This window comes from Streptomyces sp. Ac-502 (assembly GCF_045222935.1).
Taxonomy (GTDB): Bacteria; Actinomycetota; Actinomycetes; order Streptomycetales; family Streptomycetaceae; genus Streptomyces; species Streptomyces monomycini.
The window spans coordinates 1,538,458-1,552,915 of the sequence record NZ_JBHFFO010000001.1; the positions used below are offsets into that span (position 1 = coordinate 1,538,458).

General features: G+C 72.0%; 12 protein-coding genes and 1 pseudogene. 9 read left to right on the forward strand and 4 right to left on the reverse strand.

All coding sequences use genetic code 11. The features are described from left to right. The first annotated feature begins 259 nt into the window (after positions 1 to 259). The 3 genes from purB to proP all read left to right on the forward strand — a co-directional run bounded on the left by purB (position 260) and on the right by proP (position 4,144). On the forward strand, positions 260 to 1,693 hold the full coding sequence (gene purB, locus ACEXOX_RS06955; RefSeq protein WP_406519562.1) for an adenylosuccinate lyase: 1,434 nt from the start codon (positions 260 to 262) through the stop codon (positions 1,691 to 1,693). Positions 1,694 to 1,705: 12 nt separating this feature from the next. Further along, entirely contained in the window at positions 1,706 to 2,290 is a 585-nt protein-coding gene (gene mug, locus ACEXOX_RS06960) for a G/U mismatch-specific DNA glycosylase (protein ID WP_406519563.1), read from the forward strand. Between the two features lie 240 nt (positions 2,291 to 2,530). Continuing rightward, positions 2,531 to 4,144, forward strand: a complete 1,614-nt coding sequence (gene proP / locus ACEXOX_RS06965) for a glycine betaine/L-proline transporter ProP (RefSeq protein WP_406519564.1) — start codon at positions 2,531 to 2,533, stop codon at positions 4,142 to 4,144. Between the two features lie 170 nt (positions 4,145 to 4,314). Here proP and ACEXOX_RS06970 read toward each other — a convergent pair whose 3' ends face one another. Beyond that, complete coding sequence (locus ACEXOX_RS06970) at positions 4,315 to 4,770, reverse strand: hypothetical protein (RefSeq protein WP_406519565.1); 456 nt, start codon at positions 4,768 to 4,770, stop codon at positions 4,315 to 4,317. A gap of 138 nt (positions 4,771 to 4,908) precedes the next feature. Between ACEXOX_RS06970 and ACEXOX_RS06975 the strand changes: the two genes are divergently transcribed. The 4 genes from ACEXOX_RS06975 to ACEXOX_RS06990 all read left to right on the forward strand — a co-directional run bounded on the left by ACEXOX_RS06975 (position 4,909) and on the right by ACEXOX_RS06990 (position 9,245). Continuing rightward, positions 4,909 to 6,066: an ROK family transcriptional regulator gene (locus ACEXOX_RS06975; protein WP_406519566.1), complete on the forward strand. Its 1,158-nt coding sequence runs from the start codon at positions 4,909 to 4,911 to the stop codon at positions 6,064 to 6,066. A 312-nt stretch (positions 6,067 to 6,378) separates the two neighbouring features. Further along, entirely contained in the window at positions 6,379 to 7,629 is a 1,251-nt protein-coding gene (locus ACEXOX_RS06980; RefSeq protein ID WP_406519567.1) for a sensor histidine kinase, read from the forward strand. After that, positions 7,614 to 8,261 (forward strand): LuxR C-terminal-related transcriptional regulator, encoded by a 648-nt coding sequence (locus tag ACEXOX_RS06985; protein WP_406519568.1) that lies wholly within the window; start codon positions 7,614 to 7,616, stop codon positions 8,259 to 8,261. Before ACEXOX_RS06980 ends, ACEXOX_RS06985 begins: the two co-directional genes overlap by 16 nt. A gap of 147 nt (positions 8,262 to 8,408) precedes the next feature. Beyond that, positions 8,409 to 9,245: an alpha/beta fold hydrolase gene (locus ACEXOX_RS06990; RefSeq protein ID WP_406519569.1), complete on the forward strand. Its 837-nt coding sequence runs from the start codon at positions 8,409 to 8,411 to the stop codon at positions 9,243 to 9,245. A gap of 19 nt (positions 9,246 to 9,264) precedes the next feature. Here the strand turns inward: ACEXOX_RS06990 and ACEXOX_RS06995 are convergent, their stop codons facing one another. After that, entirely contained in the window at positions 9,265 to 9,633 is a 369-nt protein-coding gene (locus ACEXOX_RS06995; RefSeq protein ID WP_406519570.1) for a VOC family protein, read from the reverse strand. A 107-nt stretch (positions 9,634 to 9,740) separates the two neighbouring features. Further along, the gene (locus ACEXOX_RS07000) at positions 9,741 to 10,502 is read right to left on the reverse strand and encodes a GntR family transcriptional regulator (protein ID WP_406519571.1); all 762 of its coding nucleotides are present in this window, start codon (positions 10,500 to 10,502) and stop codon (positions 9,741 to 9,743) included. 219 nt (positions 10,503 to 10,721) lie between these two features. On the opposite strand from ACEXOX_RS07000, the pseudogene ACEXOX_RS07005 reads away from it, so the two are divergent. Next, positions 10,722 to 11,302, forward strand: a pseudogene (locus ACEXOX_RS07005) (aspartate/glutamate racemase family protein); the annotation flags it as partial. A gap of 315 nt (positions 11,303 to 11,617) precedes the next feature. On the opposite strand, the gene ACEXOX_RS07010 reads toward ACEXOX_RS07005, so the two are convergent. Next, on the reverse strand, positions 11,618 to 12,505 hold the full coding sequence (locus ACEXOX_RS07010) for an RNA polymerase sigma-70 factor (protein WP_406519572.1): 888 nt from the start codon (positions 12,503 to 12,505) through the stop codon (positions 11,618 to 11,620). Between the two features lie 237 nt (positions 12,506 to 12,742). On the opposite strand from ACEXOX_RS07010, the gene ACEXOX_RS07015 reads away from it, so the two are divergent. Continuing rightward, positions 12,743 to 14,374, forward strand: coding sequence for an alkaline phosphatase D family protein (locus ACEXOX_RS07015; RefSeq protein ID WP_406519573.1), 1,632 nt, complete (start codon positions 12,743 to 12,745; stop codon positions 14,372 to 14,374). Positions 14,375 to 14,458 lie beyond the last annotated feature (84 nt).

A 14,458-nucleotide genomic window follows, 5' to 3' on the forward strand; every position in this document is an offset into this window, starting at 1 on the left:
GGTGCCCCCGGACCCGCTGATCGGCCGGAGGGTTACTGATCGTGCGCTCAGCGCATCAGAATCTCGTCCGGGTACTCCAGAACACCGATCCAGACCTTTATCGGCGCATATCGTGACGCAGCTCCGCTTCCGCGTGGCGAGCAGCCGGTCTGTCTCGCATACGCGCGACACAGGCGTCGGTGACCAGGCGGTTGCCTGGTCCGTAGCTGCCTCACCTGGGCGTCATGGATATCACGGGCGGCAGGTAAGCTCTGGTCACGTGACTGCCAAGCCCCGCATTCCGAATGTCCTGGCCGGCCGCTACGCCTCCGCGGAGCTCGCCGTCCTGTGGTCCCCCGAGTACAAGGTCAAGCTGGAGCGCAAGCTGTGGCTCGCGGTGCTCCGTGCGCAGAAGGACCTCGGGGTGGAGGTGCCGGAGCAGGCGCTCGCCGACTACGAGCGGGTGCTGGACGACGTGGACCTGGCCTCGATCGCCGAGCGGGAGAAGTTCACCCGGCACGACGTGAAGGCCCGGATCGAGGAGTTCAACGCCCTCGCCGGGCACGAGCAGGTCCACAAGGGCATGACCTCGCGTGACCTGACCGAGAACGTCGAGCAGCTGCAGATCCGGCTGTCGCTGGAGCTGATGCGCGACCGTACGGTCGCCGTCCTGGCGCGGCTGGGCCGACTCGCCGGTGAGCATGCCGAGCTGGTCATGGCGGGGCGTTCGCACAACGTCGCGGCGCAGGCCACCACGCTGGGCAAGCGCTTCGCGACCGCCGCCGACGAGCTGCTGGTGGCCTACGGGCGGCTGACCGACCTGCTGACCCGCTACCCGCTGCGCGGCATCAAGGGCCCGGTCGGCACCGCGCAGGACATGCTGGACCTGCTGGGCGGCGACGCCGCGAAGCTGGCCGAGCTGGAGCAGCGGATCGCCGGGCACCTCGGCTTCGGACAGGCGTTCACCTCCGTCGGGCAGGTCTACCCGCGCTCGCTGGACTACGACGTGGTCACCGCGCTGGTGCAGCTGGCCGCGGCGCCGTCCTCGATCGCCAAGACGATCCGGCTGATGGCCGGCCACGAACTGGTGACCGAGGGCTTCAAGCCCGGCCAGGTGGGCTCGTCCGCGATGCCGCACAAGATGAACACCCGCTCCTGCGAGCGCGTCAACGGCCTGATGGTCATCCTGCGGGGTTACGCCTCGATGGCCGGCGAGCTGTCCGGCGACCAGTGGAACGAGGGCGACGTGTCCTGCTCGGTGGTGCGCCGGGTCGCGCTGCCGGACGCCTTCTTCGCGCTGGACGGTCTGCTGGAGACGTTCCTGACCGTGCTGGACGAGTTCGGCGCCTTCCCCGCCGTCGTCGCGCGGGAGCTGGACCGCTATCTGCCCTTCCTCGCCACGACCAAGGTGCTCATGGGTGCCGTACGGGCCGGGGTGGGCCGTGAGGTGGCGCACGAGGCGATCAAGGAGAACGCGGTCGCCGCGGCGCTCGCCATGCGCGAGCAGGGCGCGGAGCGCAACGAACTGCTCGACAAGCTGGCGGCGGACGACCGCATCCCGCTGGACCGTGCGCAGTTGGACGCCCTGATGGCCGACAAGCTGTCCTTCACCGGCGCCGCCGCCGACCAGGTGGCCGCCGTCGTGTCGCGGGTCGAGGAGATCAGCAAGCAGTACCCCGAAGCCGCGGCGTACGCGCCGGGCTCGATCCTGTGAGGCCCCGCTGAGATGGGATTCACTCCCGAGGAACTGCAGGCCGCGCGCGGCCGCCTCGTCCCCGACGTGGCGGCGCCCGGCCTGCGGGTGCTTTTCTGTGGTATCAATCCCGGGCTGATGTCGGCCGCCGCCGGGCACCACTTCGCCCGGCCCGGCAACCGCTTCTGGCCCGTCCTGCACAGGTCCGGGTTCACTCCCCGGCTCCTGAAGCCCGCCGAGCAGGAGGAGATGCTGGCGTACGGCATCGGCATCACCAATGTCGTGGAGCGGGCGAGCGCGCGGGCCGACGAGCTGAGCGCCGAGGAGTTCCGCGAGGGCGGGCGGCAGCTCGCCGAGAAGGTGCGGCGGCTGCGCCCGGCGTGGCTCGCGGTGGCCGGGGTGACGGCCTATCGGGTGGCTTTCGACGACAAGCACGCCAAGGTCGGCCCGCAGGACCGCACGATCGGTGACACCCGCGTCTGGGTGCTGCCCAATCCCAGCGGGCTCAACGCGCACTGGCCGCCGGCCGCGCTGGCGGAGGAGTTCGGGCGGCTGCGCGCGGCGGCTTTCGCCGACGAGACCGAGGAAACCGAGGAAGGTGACGCGCGGGACGTGTGAGTCGCGCGTTACGGGTAAGGCGTGCGTTGTGTGTAGGGCGCACGGGGTGGTGGAGCCGTGCGGAGCGTTTAGCCCGTTCGGGAACGTTACGCCGGGTGGATACGGCCAGTGAGCCGAAATGCCGCCCGGCGTTCCGTTAGCCCCATTCGTGTCGCTCCTATGCTGGTTATGCCGATTTCGACCTTTACGTTGATACTCGGAGTTACCGATGTGCCGCTCAGCCCCTAGCGACAGGACGAGATGACTACCGGTCAGCCTCAGCCGCCGCGCGTCCGGCGGAACAAGCGGTCGGACGGAGGAAGAAACTCCGAAACCGACCGGCTGCTGCGCACCCTGCTGCGCCGACGCAAACACCAGCTCAGTGTCGAGGAAGTCACCGTCACCCCTGGACCGCAGGTACGCCGCGCGGTCACGGCGGCCGCCCTCGGCAACATGATGGAGTGGTTCGACTTCGGGGTCTACGCCTATCTGGCGGCCACGATGGGCAAGGTCTTCTTCCCGTCCAGCTCCCCCGCCGCCCAGCTCGTCTCCACTTTCGCCACCTTCGCCGCAGCCTTCCTCGTGCGGCCGCTCGGCGGTCTGGTCTTCGGACCGCTGGGCGACCGCATCGGACGGCAGCGGGTCCTGGCCGCCACCATGATCATGATGGCGATCAGCACCTTCGCGGTCGGCTTCCTGCCCGGCTACGACTCCATCGGCTTCGCGGCGCCGCTGCTGCTGCTCCTGTGCCGACTGGTGCAGGGCTTCTCGACCGGTGGCGAGTACGCCGGCGCCACGACCTATATCGCCGAATACGCTCCGGACAAGCGCCGCGGCTTCCTCGGCAGCTGGCTCGACTTCGGCACCTTCGTCGGTTACGCGCTCGGCTCGGGCCTGGTCACCGTGCTCACCGCCGTACTGGGAACGGACGGTCTGGAGAGCTGGGGCTGGCGCATTCCCTTCATGGTGGCCGGCCCGCTCGGCCTGATCGGCCTCTACATGCGCATGAAGCTGGAGGAGACCCCGGCCTTCAAGCAGGAGGCGGAAGCCGCCCGGCAGGAGGCCGAGAACGCGAGCTCCGGCGACACGCCCGTCGAGGAGGCCCGGCAGTCCGGCAAGGGCCGGCTGAAGGAGATCTTCACCGGGCACTGGGAAGCCGTGCTGATCTGCATGGGGCTGGTGCTGCTGTACAACGTCACCAACTACATGGTGACGTCCTACCTCCCCACCTTCATGACCGAGACGCTCGGCGAGGACGCCACGACCGCCCAGCTGTTGGTCCTGGGCACCATGGTCGTCGTGGCCCTGACGATCACGACCGTGGGCCGTACCTCGGACCGGTGGGGCCGCCGGCCGGTGTTCATGGCGTCCAGCGTCGCGCTCGTCGCGCTGGCCTACCCGGCGTTCCTGCTGATCCGGGGAGGCGGCATCCTGCTGCCGGCCTTCGGGTGCCTCATCCTGGGCCTGCTGCTGGTGTGCTTCGCGGGCACCTCCGCCTCGACGCTGCCGGCGCTCTTCCCCACCCATCTGCGCTACGGGGCGCTGTCCATCGCGTTCAATATCTCCGTCTCGCTCTTCGGCGGCACCACTCCGCTGGTCGCCTCCGCGCTGGTGGCGTCCACGGGCAGCCACATGATTCCCGCGTACTACCTGATGATCGCGGGTGTCATCGGCTTCATCGCCGCCTTCTTCCTGCACGAGACGGCGGGCAAGCCGCTGCGCGGCTCCGGGCCGATGGTCGAGACCCCGGAACAGGCCCGCGAGCTGGTGGCGCACAGCCGGACCGAGGCCGGGCGCCAGGCCCGGGACATCTGGATCCGGCTGCGTCACCCCTGGTCGCACCACCGCGACAAGCAGGGCGATCGAGACAAGTAGGACAAAGAGGGTGTTCCGGGCGGACGGTTCGGAGCCTGGGACGGGGGTGGCCGCGCCGGGCCGGTCCCCGCGCGGCCCCCGCACTCCACGGGCCCGGAACGGGTGGCGGTGGCGGTGCAGTCGGTCCGCACCGGGCCGGCGGCGTCGACACCGCCACCCGTTTTCCGTGCTCAGGGCACCGCATCCGCCCGGCCCACCGCCGCCAGCAGCTGGAAGACCGGCATCCCGGGCCCGCCCTCCCCCAGACCGACCGCGATCCAGCGCCCTTCGGCGCACCAGGTGTGCACCCGCGGGACCTGGCCGCACAGGACGTCGAGCGGCGGCCGGACGGGCATCCCCATGGCCACCCGTTCCAGATGGCCCGCGAGGTCGAGCACCTCGGGCTCGCCCCAGCGTAAGCAGAGAGCCGATATGAGGCCCTCCAGCTCGGCGCGGTACTCCTGCGCGGTCTCCGCGACGTCCGCCGGGTCGGCGTCCCAGAGCTGGTCGTCGCCGCGCAGCTGGGCGACGTGGAACCCCGGGCCGCTCTGGACCATGGCGGAGCGGACCGGCTCGTCGGGGAAGTCGCGGCCACGGAGGAGGTCGATGGCGGTGAGATGCTGTGCGGTGGTGGTCGTGTGCGTCATGCCGTCAGTAAACCGCCAGGGTCTGACAATTGGCTCCGCGTCAGGCCGGCGGCGGTCCCCGGCACGGTGCCCGGGACTCGCCGCACACCGGCTGACCGGCTACGATCCGCCACACACGCAATGCGAGGGAGACGGACGTTGGGGCGGCTAACCGGCGGGGACCCCTCCCTGCTGCGACGGATCAACTCCACGGTGGTGCTGCACGCGCTGCGCGCCGCCGACTCCCCGACGCTCACCCACCTCGTGGAGGTGACCGGGCTGTCCCGGCCCACCGTCGAGGGCGTGGTCGAGGGCCTGATCGAGACCGGTCTGGTGGTCGAGGCGCCCGCCGACGAGGGCGCCGCCCGCCGCCAGGGCCGCCCGGCCCGCCGCTTCCGCTTCCGTACGGAGGCCGGGCATCTGCTCGGCATCGAGATCGGCCCGCACCGGGTGGCCGCCCTGCTGTCGGACCTCGGCGGGCGGGTGCTCGGCTCGGCGCAGCGGTCGGTCGAGGAGGCGGCGTCCGCCGACGAACGGCTGGAGAAGGTGCGGGCCGCGGTGGCCGAGCTGCTGCGGCGGGCGGGCGTGGCCCGCAGTTCGCTGCGCGCGGTCGGCGTGGGCAGCCCCGGCATCGTGGAGGCGGACGGCACCGTACGGCTGGGCACGGCGCTCCCGGACTGGACCGGTCTGCCGCTCGGCGACCGGCTGCGCCGTTCCTTCCGGTGCCCGGTCCTGGTGGAGAACGACGCGAACGCCGCCGCCGTGGCCGAGCACTGGAAGGGCGCGGCCGCCGCTTCGGACGACGTCGTGTTCGTCCTCGCGGGGCTGAGCCCGGGGGCCGGCGCGCTGATCGGAGGGCGGCTGCACCGCGGTTTCGGCGGTGCAGCCGGGGAGATCGGCGCGCTGCACCTGCTGGGACGCGAGGCCACCCCGGAGAAGCTGCTGTCCACGACCGGGCAGCCGCTGCACCCGCTGGACGAGGCACAGGTGGCGCGGGTGTTCGCCCTCGCGCGCGACGGTGACGCGCGGGCCCGGGACGCGATGGACCGTTTCCTTCAGCGGCTGGTGCACGACGTCGCGGCGCTGGTGCTCGCCCTCGACCCGGAACTGGTGGTTGTCGGCGGCTGGGCCGCCGGCCTGCACGACGTACTGGAACCGCTCCGCGCCGAGCTGGCCCGTTACTGCCTGCGGCCGCCCCGGGTGACCCTGTCCATGCTCGGCGAAGCGGCGGTGGCCACGGGCGCGCTGCGGCTCGCGCTGGATCACGTGGAGGCCGAACTGTTCGCGGTGGACGGAACGGTCACGGCACGGCGCTGACGGGCGCGGGCGAAACAGACGGGTGGAGTGGATGGGGGCCTGGTGCTTGAGGGCGCGGAGCCGGGAGCCGGAAACCTGAACACACGGCTGGGTGAGCCTGAACGTACGGCTGCGTGAGCCGGCCCGTACAGCGGAGTGGGCCTGGACGTACACCCAGGTGGGGCCAGGCCCACTGCCGGGCCGATCCGGGGGATACCGCACTCCACGCAGTGCACAGTTGGGTGGTCGAACCGTACCGGCCGCACCGGCGCACCGCGGGAACCGTGAACGCCGCGGCCGGTCGATGGAGCAGCGGAAAGGATCGTGCGACCTATGGTGTCGTGGGTGACCAGTGCCTTCGTGGGATTCGCGAGGGCGTGTGCCGTGGTGGTCGTCGTCCTGTCGGCCCCGGCGGTGTGGGCCGCCGCCGTGGCGCTCGGCATCTGGTGGGGTGCGGCCAACCCGTGGTCGTGGGTGGCGCCGCTCGTGCTGGTCTGCGGGGGCACGCTCGCCCTGTCCCGTCCGGTCTGCCGGGCGGTCCGCTTCCTCGTCGCGAAGTGGACGGCCACCGTCGTGCCCGCCGGATACCGGCGGGCGGAGCCGGTGGTCCGTATGTCGACCGGCTTCTGGTGGAACGGCTTCTCCTACGAGCGCACGCGGCGGGACGCCCTCCTGGACCAGCGGTGGCGCATCCGCTGGAACGATCCGGCGAACTGGCGCGACCTGCGCTTCACGGTCCTCGCACCGTTCACCACGGGTGTCGTCTCGGCCGTCCCGCCGGCCGGGGTCGCGGCGGCGGTCCTCGGGCTGAGCCAGCCGACGCTCGTCGCGCGCCTGATCGGGGTGGCCGGCTCCCTCGTGGCCGTCGCGAGCGCCCCGTACGCGTGGCGTTCCGTGCGGCCGGTGGCCGTCCGCTTCCTGGGTCCTTCACGGGCGATGGCGCTGGCCGACCGGGTGGACGAGCTGACCGCCCAGCGCGCGGACACGACGGTCGCGCAGGCCGCCGAGATCCGGCGGATCGAACGCGACCTGCACGACGGGGCCCAGGCCCGGCTGGTGGCGCTCGGACTGTCCCTGGCGACCGCGGAGAAGCTGATGGCGACCGATCCCGACCAGGCCAAGGCGCTGATGCGGGAAGCACGCGTGGGCGCCACCGCGTCGCTGACCGAGCTGCGGGAGCTGGTCAGGGGAATCAACCCACCGGTGCTCAACGAGCGGGGCCTCGTCGATGCCGTACGGGCTTTCGCCCTGGACAGTCCGCTGGAAGCGACGGTCAGCGCAGGGCCGGAACTGCGGCTGGACCCGCCGGTCGAGTCCGCGGTGTACTTCGGGATCGCCGAACTGCTGACCAACGCGGTCAAGCACGCCCACGCGGACCGGGCCCGGATCACCCTCGTCCGGGACGAGTCCGGCCTCGTCGTCGACGTCGAGGACGACGGCGGGGGCGGAGCCGTCGAGCGGGCCGGCGGCGGACTCGCGGGGCTGCGCCGCCGCCTCGCGGTCTTCGACGGCACCCTGGAGATCACCAGCCCGGTGGGCGGCCCGACGCAGGTGAGGATGATGGTGCCATGCGCATCGTTGTAGCCGAAGACCTCTATCTCCTGCGGGACGGGATGGTGCGCCTCATCGAGGCGTGCGGGCACCAGGTGGTGGCCACGGCGGCCACCGGACCGGAGACTCTCGAAGCCCTGCTGACGTGGCGGCCGGACGTCGCCGTCGTGGACGTCCGGATGCCGCCGGCCCAGTCGGACGAAGGACTGCGCGCGGCCCTCGCCGCCCGCCGTGAGGTGCCCGGACTGCCGGTCCTGGTCCTGTCCCAGCACGTCGAACAGCTCTATGCCCGCGAACTCCTGGCCGACGGGGCCGGCGGTGTCGGCTACTTCCTCAAGGAGAGCGTGTTCGACGCCGACCAGTTCATGGACGCCCTTGAACGGGTGGCCGGCGGCGGGACCGCCATGGACCCGGCCGTCATCGCCAAACTCCTGGCCAGCGGATCCTCGAACCGACGCCTCGCGGACCTGACCGAACGGGAGCACTCCGTGCTCGGCCTCATGGCCGAGGGCCTGTCCAACCAGGCCATCGGGCAGCGGCTCTTCCTCAGCGAGAGCGCCATCAGCAAGTACACCACCTCCATGTTCGGCAAACTCGGCATCACCGACGACGACAGCAACAACCGCCGCGTCCTGGCCGTCCTCACGTACTTGAACAGGCCCTGACCGTTCTCCCCGGCAGGCCCCTGGGCCGGTCCCCGGCGTGACGCGGGGGCGTTGTCAGACCCCCGGCTAGTGTGCTGACAGTTACTTCGGAGACCGGCCGGGCAGGTGTCGCGCGGCCGGTCACGGGGCCGAACCGGGGAGAGCGCGATGAGCGAGGGTCAGGAGTCGGGCACCTATCCGTCGTCCGCCGGGTATGCGCGGGTCAACGGCCTGGATCTGTACTACGAGATCCATGGCACGGGGCAGCCGCTGGTCCTGCTGCACGGCGGACTGCTCACCATCGACCTGACCTTCGGGGGCATACTACCCGCGCTCGCCGCGACGCGGCAGGTCGTCGCCGTCGAGCTGCAAGGGCACGGGCACACCGGCGACATCGACCGGGACCCTACGCTCGCGTACCTGGCCGACGACGTGGTGGGGCTGCTGGACCATCTCGGGATCGACCGGGCGGATTTCTTCGGGTTCAGCCTCGGCGGTCTGACCGCCCTCCAGCTGGCGCTCACCCGGCCCGCGCGGGTGGACCGGCTGGTGCTCGCCTCCACCCACTACCGGCCCGACGGCTACCACCCGGAGGTCCTCGACCCGCGGGCACGGCCGGGCTCCCGGCGGATGCCCACCGAGAGCGACTTCCAGGAGATGTACGAGGCCTACGCGAAGGTCGCCCCCGATCCCGGCCGCTTCGAGGCGTTCGCCGAGAAGCTGCAACCGACGGTGCACGCCTTCGAGGGCTGGCCCGCCCGGACCCTGGCCGGCCTGGAGGCGCCTGTCCTCCTGCTGGTGGGCGACACCGACTTCGTCCGGCTGGAGCACGCCGTCGAGATGCACGAGCTCATCCCCGGCTCACAGCTCGGGGTGCTGCCGGGGACGACCCACAGCGACCTGCCGCGGCGCTCCGACCTCGTCGTGCCGATGGTGCGGGCTTTCCTGAGACCGCCGGCAGACGCGTCGCCGACCGGTACGGGGGCAGGTTCCGATGACCGATGAGCCTCTGCGACGCTCCCGCTTAGCCGCGTCCGGTGTCGATCACGCAGAAGCGGTTGCCCTCGGGGTCGGCCAGGACGACGAAGTCGGCGTCGTCCGGGTAGCGGTCCCAGTCGACCCGCCGGGCGCCCAGGGAGACCAGGCGCTCGACCTCGGCGGCCTGGTCGGCGGCGTCACCGGCGTACAGATCCAGGTGGACCCGCGGATGCTCCTGCACGGGCGTGCCGCTCCTGCCGATCGACACCTGGACACCGGTGCCTTCCGCGGGCTTCAGCACCACCCATGCGTCCTCCGTCTCCTCGCGGGGCACATACCCCAGGGCCTCCGCCCAGAAGGCGGCCGCACGCCGCACGTCCGAAGCACCCAGCACGACCGATCCGACTCTCAGCATGGGCCGATTATCGCGCGGCGCCGCTCCGGTTATCGCGCGGCGGCGCTCCGGTGGTGGCGTCGGCCTCCCGTACGGCCCATACGGCTCGTACGGCTCAGGCCCTGCCGTCAGCTCGCGAGGGCGGTGACGCCCGGGTCGGTCTCGTTGTCGCCGAAGGTGAGCCGGCAGGTGTCGGCGCGGTAGGTGGACAGGGCCACGGCCGCGGTGCGGCCGCCCGCGAAGTAGCGGGTGGTGACGACGAGGACGGGGGCGCCGGGCAGCCGGTCCAGTTCCTTGGCGTCGTCCGCGCGGGCCGAGCCGAGTTCCACGGCACGGTCCTGGCCTTCCAGTTCGAGCTGCTGGAGCTCGCGCAGGACGGTGCGGGCGCGCGCCGGGGCGTCCACGGCCGCGCCGACGGCGGCCTCGGCTTGCGGTACGAAGCGGGCGGGGACGTAGAGCTGCTCGGCGGCGACCGGCTGGCCGTGCGTGACGCGGCTGCGGTGCACGACGTGCACCTGCTCGCCGGGCGTCAGTTCCAGCAGGCGTGCCACGGCCGCGGGCACGTTCCGCGACTCGACGGCGTCGACGGGCTGCCAGTCGTCACCGGGCGCGCCCGGCCAGGTGTGGTGGGCGGGGTCGACGGCCACGCCCACGCGGGGCGGCGCGACGGTCGTACCCACGCCGCGACGGCGTTGCAGCCGGCCTTCCAGTTCCAGTTGTTCCAGCGCCTGCCGCAGGGTGGCACGGGCGACGCCGAACCGCGCCGCCAGCTCGCGCTCGTTGGGCAGGATCTCACCGACCGAGAACTCCGAGTCCAGCGCCTCGCTGAGCACGGTCTTGAGGTGCCAGTACTTCGGCTCCGGCACCGTTTCGAGCTGCGTGGTCCCCACCCTGTCCTCCGCCATGGCCGTCTTCCCGGCGGAGGTGGTCCCCGCCGGAGCGCGGGCCCGTCCCGAGCCCGCACGTGCGCCCGGATACGAGCGCTTCTTTATTAAAGGTTGTTGCAGTATCCCTGTGACGATATGGCCGCCCCCACCCTTGGTCAAGACCAATCGGCCGATCCGTTCACGGCCGGTGACCGGTGACCGCGATCGGCTAGCCTGCCGATCATGCTCACGCTGCTGCACACCTCGCCCGTCCACGTTCCGGTCTTCGACGCGCTGCGCGACGAGGACTCCCCGGTACGGCCCTGCGGCACCTCGTACACCCGGACCTGCTCGACCGGGCCCGCGAGGAAGGCCCGGAGGCGGTCGGGACAGCGGTACGGGACGTGCTCGCGACGGCCGCCGGGGAAGGGGCCGCGGCGATCCTGTGCACGTGCTCGACCATCGGCGCGGTCGCCGAGGAGGCCGCGGCGGCCGTCGGCGTGCCCGTCCTGCGCGTGGACCGGCCGATGGCCGCCGCGGCCGTCGCGGCCGGATCGCGCGTCACCGTGCTCGCCACGGTGCAGAGCACCTTGCGGCCGACGGCGGACCTGATCGCCGAGGAGGCCGCACGCGCGGGCCGGGAGGTCAGCATCGTCACCCGGGTCGTGCCGGGTGCCTGGGACCTCTTCGAGGCGGGCGACCAGGAGGGGTGCGCCGATGCCGTCGCCACGGCTGTCCGTGCCGCGCGGTGCGAGGCGTTCCCAGGCGGCGATGGGGAGCGGGCCGACGCGATCGTCCTCGCTCAGGCGTCGATGGCCTCGGCGGCGGAGCGGGTGGATGACGGTGCGGCGGTGGATGACGGTGCGGAGGTGGGCGACGGCTCGGTGGGCGACGCCGCGGCGGACGGTTTCGGAGCAGGCAGTTCCGGAGCGGGCGGTGCCGAGGTGGGCAGTTCCGGAACTAACGCTTCCGGAGCGGACGGCGCCCGGTCCGCGTACGGAGTCGTCCTGTCCAGCCCGCGGCTCGGCCTGCGGGCAGCGGTACGGCAACTGACGGGTACCGTGTAGCCTCCGCTAGCCCCGGGCCGTACCCGAGACGCTCATCCTCGTCAGTCCGATCAGCCCACCCCGGCAGTCCGATCAGCCCACCCCGGCAAGCAACGCCAGCTTGTCCGGGTTACGGACGATGTACACGGTCTGGATCCGGCCGTCCACCACATCGACCTGGAAGACCGCATCGGGCCGGCCCGCGGAGAGCACCACCAGTGCGACGCCACCGTTCAGCTCCCGGAGGACGTACTCGGCCGACGGGACGCCGGCCCGGGCCACGCCGAGCAGGAAGCGGCCGACCTTGTCTGCGGTCTCGATGATCCGCAGCGGCGCCTTGGCCTTGCCACCGCTGTCGCCGATCAGCCGTACGTCCTCGGCCAGCAGGGCGAGCAGGCCTTCCAGGTCGTCGCCCGCCGCTGCCGCGAGGAAGCGCTCGGTCAGGTCGCGCTGCCGGGCCGGGTCGACCTCGAAGCGCGGGCGGCGCTCTTCGACGTGGCGACGGGCGCGGCCCGCGAGTTGGCGCACCGCCGCCTCGCCGCGCTCCAGGACGGTGGCGATCTCCGCGTACGGGTAGCCGAACGCCTCGCGCAGCACGAACACCGCGCGTTCCAGCGGCGACAGCGACTCCAGCACCACCAGGACGGCGAGGGTGACGGACTCGGCGAGGACGGCGCGCTCCGCGGTGTCGGCGGCCGTGGCGCCGAAGTCGGTGGCCAGCGGCTCGGGCAGCCAGGGGCCGACGTACGCCTCGCGGCGGGCCTGGGCCTGCCGCAGCCGGTCGATGGCCAGCCGGGTCGTGACGCGCACCAGATAGGCACGCGGCTCGCGGACCTGTTGCCGGTCGGCGGACGACCAGCGCAGCCATGCCTCCTGCACCACGTCCTCGGCGTCGGCCACCCGGCCGAGCATCCGGTAGGCCACGCCCAGCAGGACGGGGCGGTGTTCCTGGAAGACGTCGGTCGCGGAGTCGGTTCGCACGCCTTCATCCCAGCGGCCCGGGCGGGCGTTGTCCAGCGGGGATGTCCGTGAGCTGGCCGGTTCGGGCGTGATGTGCGGCACCGGGCGGAAGAATCGTGCCCGGACCGCCCGCTGTGACGCCCGCTCCGCCGTACTCTGCAAGCCTCCCGGAGTTCACCGCCCGTTCGGCGGCGAGGCATCGGGCGCCGGTACGAACGGGAACGTCACCAAGATCGGTCGTCTTACGGGAGGTTTCACATGGCGCAGGGATCCGGCAGAGCCGTCAATCGGCGGTCGGTGCTGCACGGCGCGGCGCTCGGCACCGCGGCACTCGCCCTCCCCGCCGCCGCGAACGCCGCGGGCGCGGGCGGTTCCGGAGCGGGCGCCGTGCCCCGTACCGGAGTGGCGCCGGCGCAGGCGCGTGCCGGGCGGCCGAGTGCCCCGTGGGGCGTGCAGACCGGGGATGTGACGACCTCTTCCGGGCTGGTGTGGGTGCGGTCCGACCGGCCGGCCCGGATGCTCGTGCAGACCGCGGCCACCGAGTCGTTCCGCAACGCCCGTACCTGGCACGGTCCGGTGCTGGGCCCCGGTACGGACTTCACCGGCACCACCGCGCTGCACGGTCTGCCGTCCGGCGAGCAGATCCACTACCGGGTGCTGCTGGCCGACCCTGACGACTACCGGCGTACGGGCGAGCCGGTCGCCGGCACGTTCCGTACCGCCTCGGACCGGCGCCGCGACGGTGTGCGCTTCACCTGGTCGGGCGATCTCGCCGGGCAGGGCTGGGGCATCAACCCGGAGCGCGGCGGCTACCGGATCTACGAGGAGATGCGCCGCCGCGATCCGGACTTCTTCCTGTGCAGCGGCGACAACATCTATGCCGACAGTCCGATCGAGGCCAGTGTGCGACTGCCGGACGGCAGGATCTGGCGCAATGTGACCACCGAGGAGAAGTCGAAGGTCGCCGAGACGCTGGCGGAGTACCGTGGCGCCTTCCGCTACAACCTCCTGGACGCGAACCTGCGCCGCTTCAACGCGCAGGTCCCCACCATCATCCAGTGGGACGACCACGAGGTACGCAACAACTGGTACCCGGGCCAGATCCTGGACGACGCCCGGTACACGGAGAAGGACGTGGACGTGCTCGCGGCCCGGTCGCTGCGGGCGTTCCGGGAGTACTTCCCCATCCGTACGCTCCGGTCGGACCGGGGCGGACGGGTCTACCGAGTGATCCATCACGGCCCGCTGCTGGACGTGTTCGTGTTGGACATGCGCACGTACCGGAACGCCAACTCCCCGAACCGGCAGACCGACGACCGGCAGGGCATCCTCGGCGCCGAGCAGCTGGCCTGGCTCAAGCGGGCACTGTCGCGGTCCCGTGCCGTGTGGAAGGTGATCGCTTCCGACCTGCCGCTGGGACTCGCGGTCCCGGACGGCAGGACGAACTTCGAGGCGGTGGCGCAGGGCGATCCGGGTGCGCCGCTGGGCCGGGAGCTGCAGATCGCCGAGTTGCTGCGGTACATCAAGCACCGCCGCGTCACCGGCACGGTCTGGCTGACCACCGATGTGCACTACACCTCCGCCCAGCACTACGACCCGTCGCGCGCCGCTTTCCAGGACTTCGCGCCGTTCTGGGAGTTCGTTTCCGGTCCGCTGAACGCGGGCGGCTTCCCGGCCGTGCCGCTGGACGGCACGTTCGGTCCGGCCCAGCCCTTCGTCAAGGCGCCGCAGCGGGCGAACGTCTCCCCCGCCGAGAGCCCGCAGTACTTCGGCGAGGTGGACATCGACGGGGACAGCGGCGAGCTGACCGTGCGGCTGCGTCAGGAAGGCGGGCAGGTCCTGTTCAGCCGGTCGTTGCAGCCGGGCCGGGTGGGGCAGCCGGACCGGTAGCGAACGGGAGCTGCCGCCTTTTGCCGCGATTGCGTCCTTTACCCATCGGTCACAGAGCGTTCGCGATCAGGCAACACCCGTGGG

Bases quoted from the DNA above. Each gene is read 5' to 3' on its own strand.
- ACEXOX_RS07015 (WP_406519573.1), top strand. From the start codon at position 12,743: ATGGCGCAGGGATCCGGCAGAGCCGTCAATCGGCGGTCGGTGCTGCAC.
- ACEXOX_RS06990 (WP_406519569.1), top strand. From the start codon at position 8,409: ATGAGCGAGGGTCAGGAGTCGGGCACCTATCCGTCGTCCGCCGGGTAT.
- mug (WP_406519563.1), top strand. From the start codon at position 1,706: ATGGGATTCACTCCCGAGGAACTGCAGGCCGCGCGCGGCCGCCTCGTC.
- proP (WP_406519564.1), top strand. From the start codon at position 2,531: ATGACTACCGGTCAGCCTCAGCCGCCGCGCGTCCGGCGGAACAAGCGG.
- ACEXOX_RS06995 (WP_406519570.1), bottom strand. From the start codon at position 9,633: ATGCTGAGAGTCGGATCGGTCGTGCTGGGTGCTTCGGACGTGCGGCGT.
- ACEXOX_RS06970 (WP_406519565.1), bottom strand. From the start codon at position 4,770: ATGACGCACACGACCACCACCGCACAGCATCTCACCGCCATCGACCTC.
- ACEXOX_RS06985 (WP_406519568.1), top strand. From the start codon at position 7,614: ATGCGCATCGTTGTAGCCGAAGACCTCTATCTCCTGCGGGACGGGATG.
- ACEXOX_RS06980 (WP_406519567.1), top strand. From the start codon at position 6,379: ATGGTGTCGTGGGTGACCAGTGCCTTCGTGGGATTCGCGAGGGCGTGT.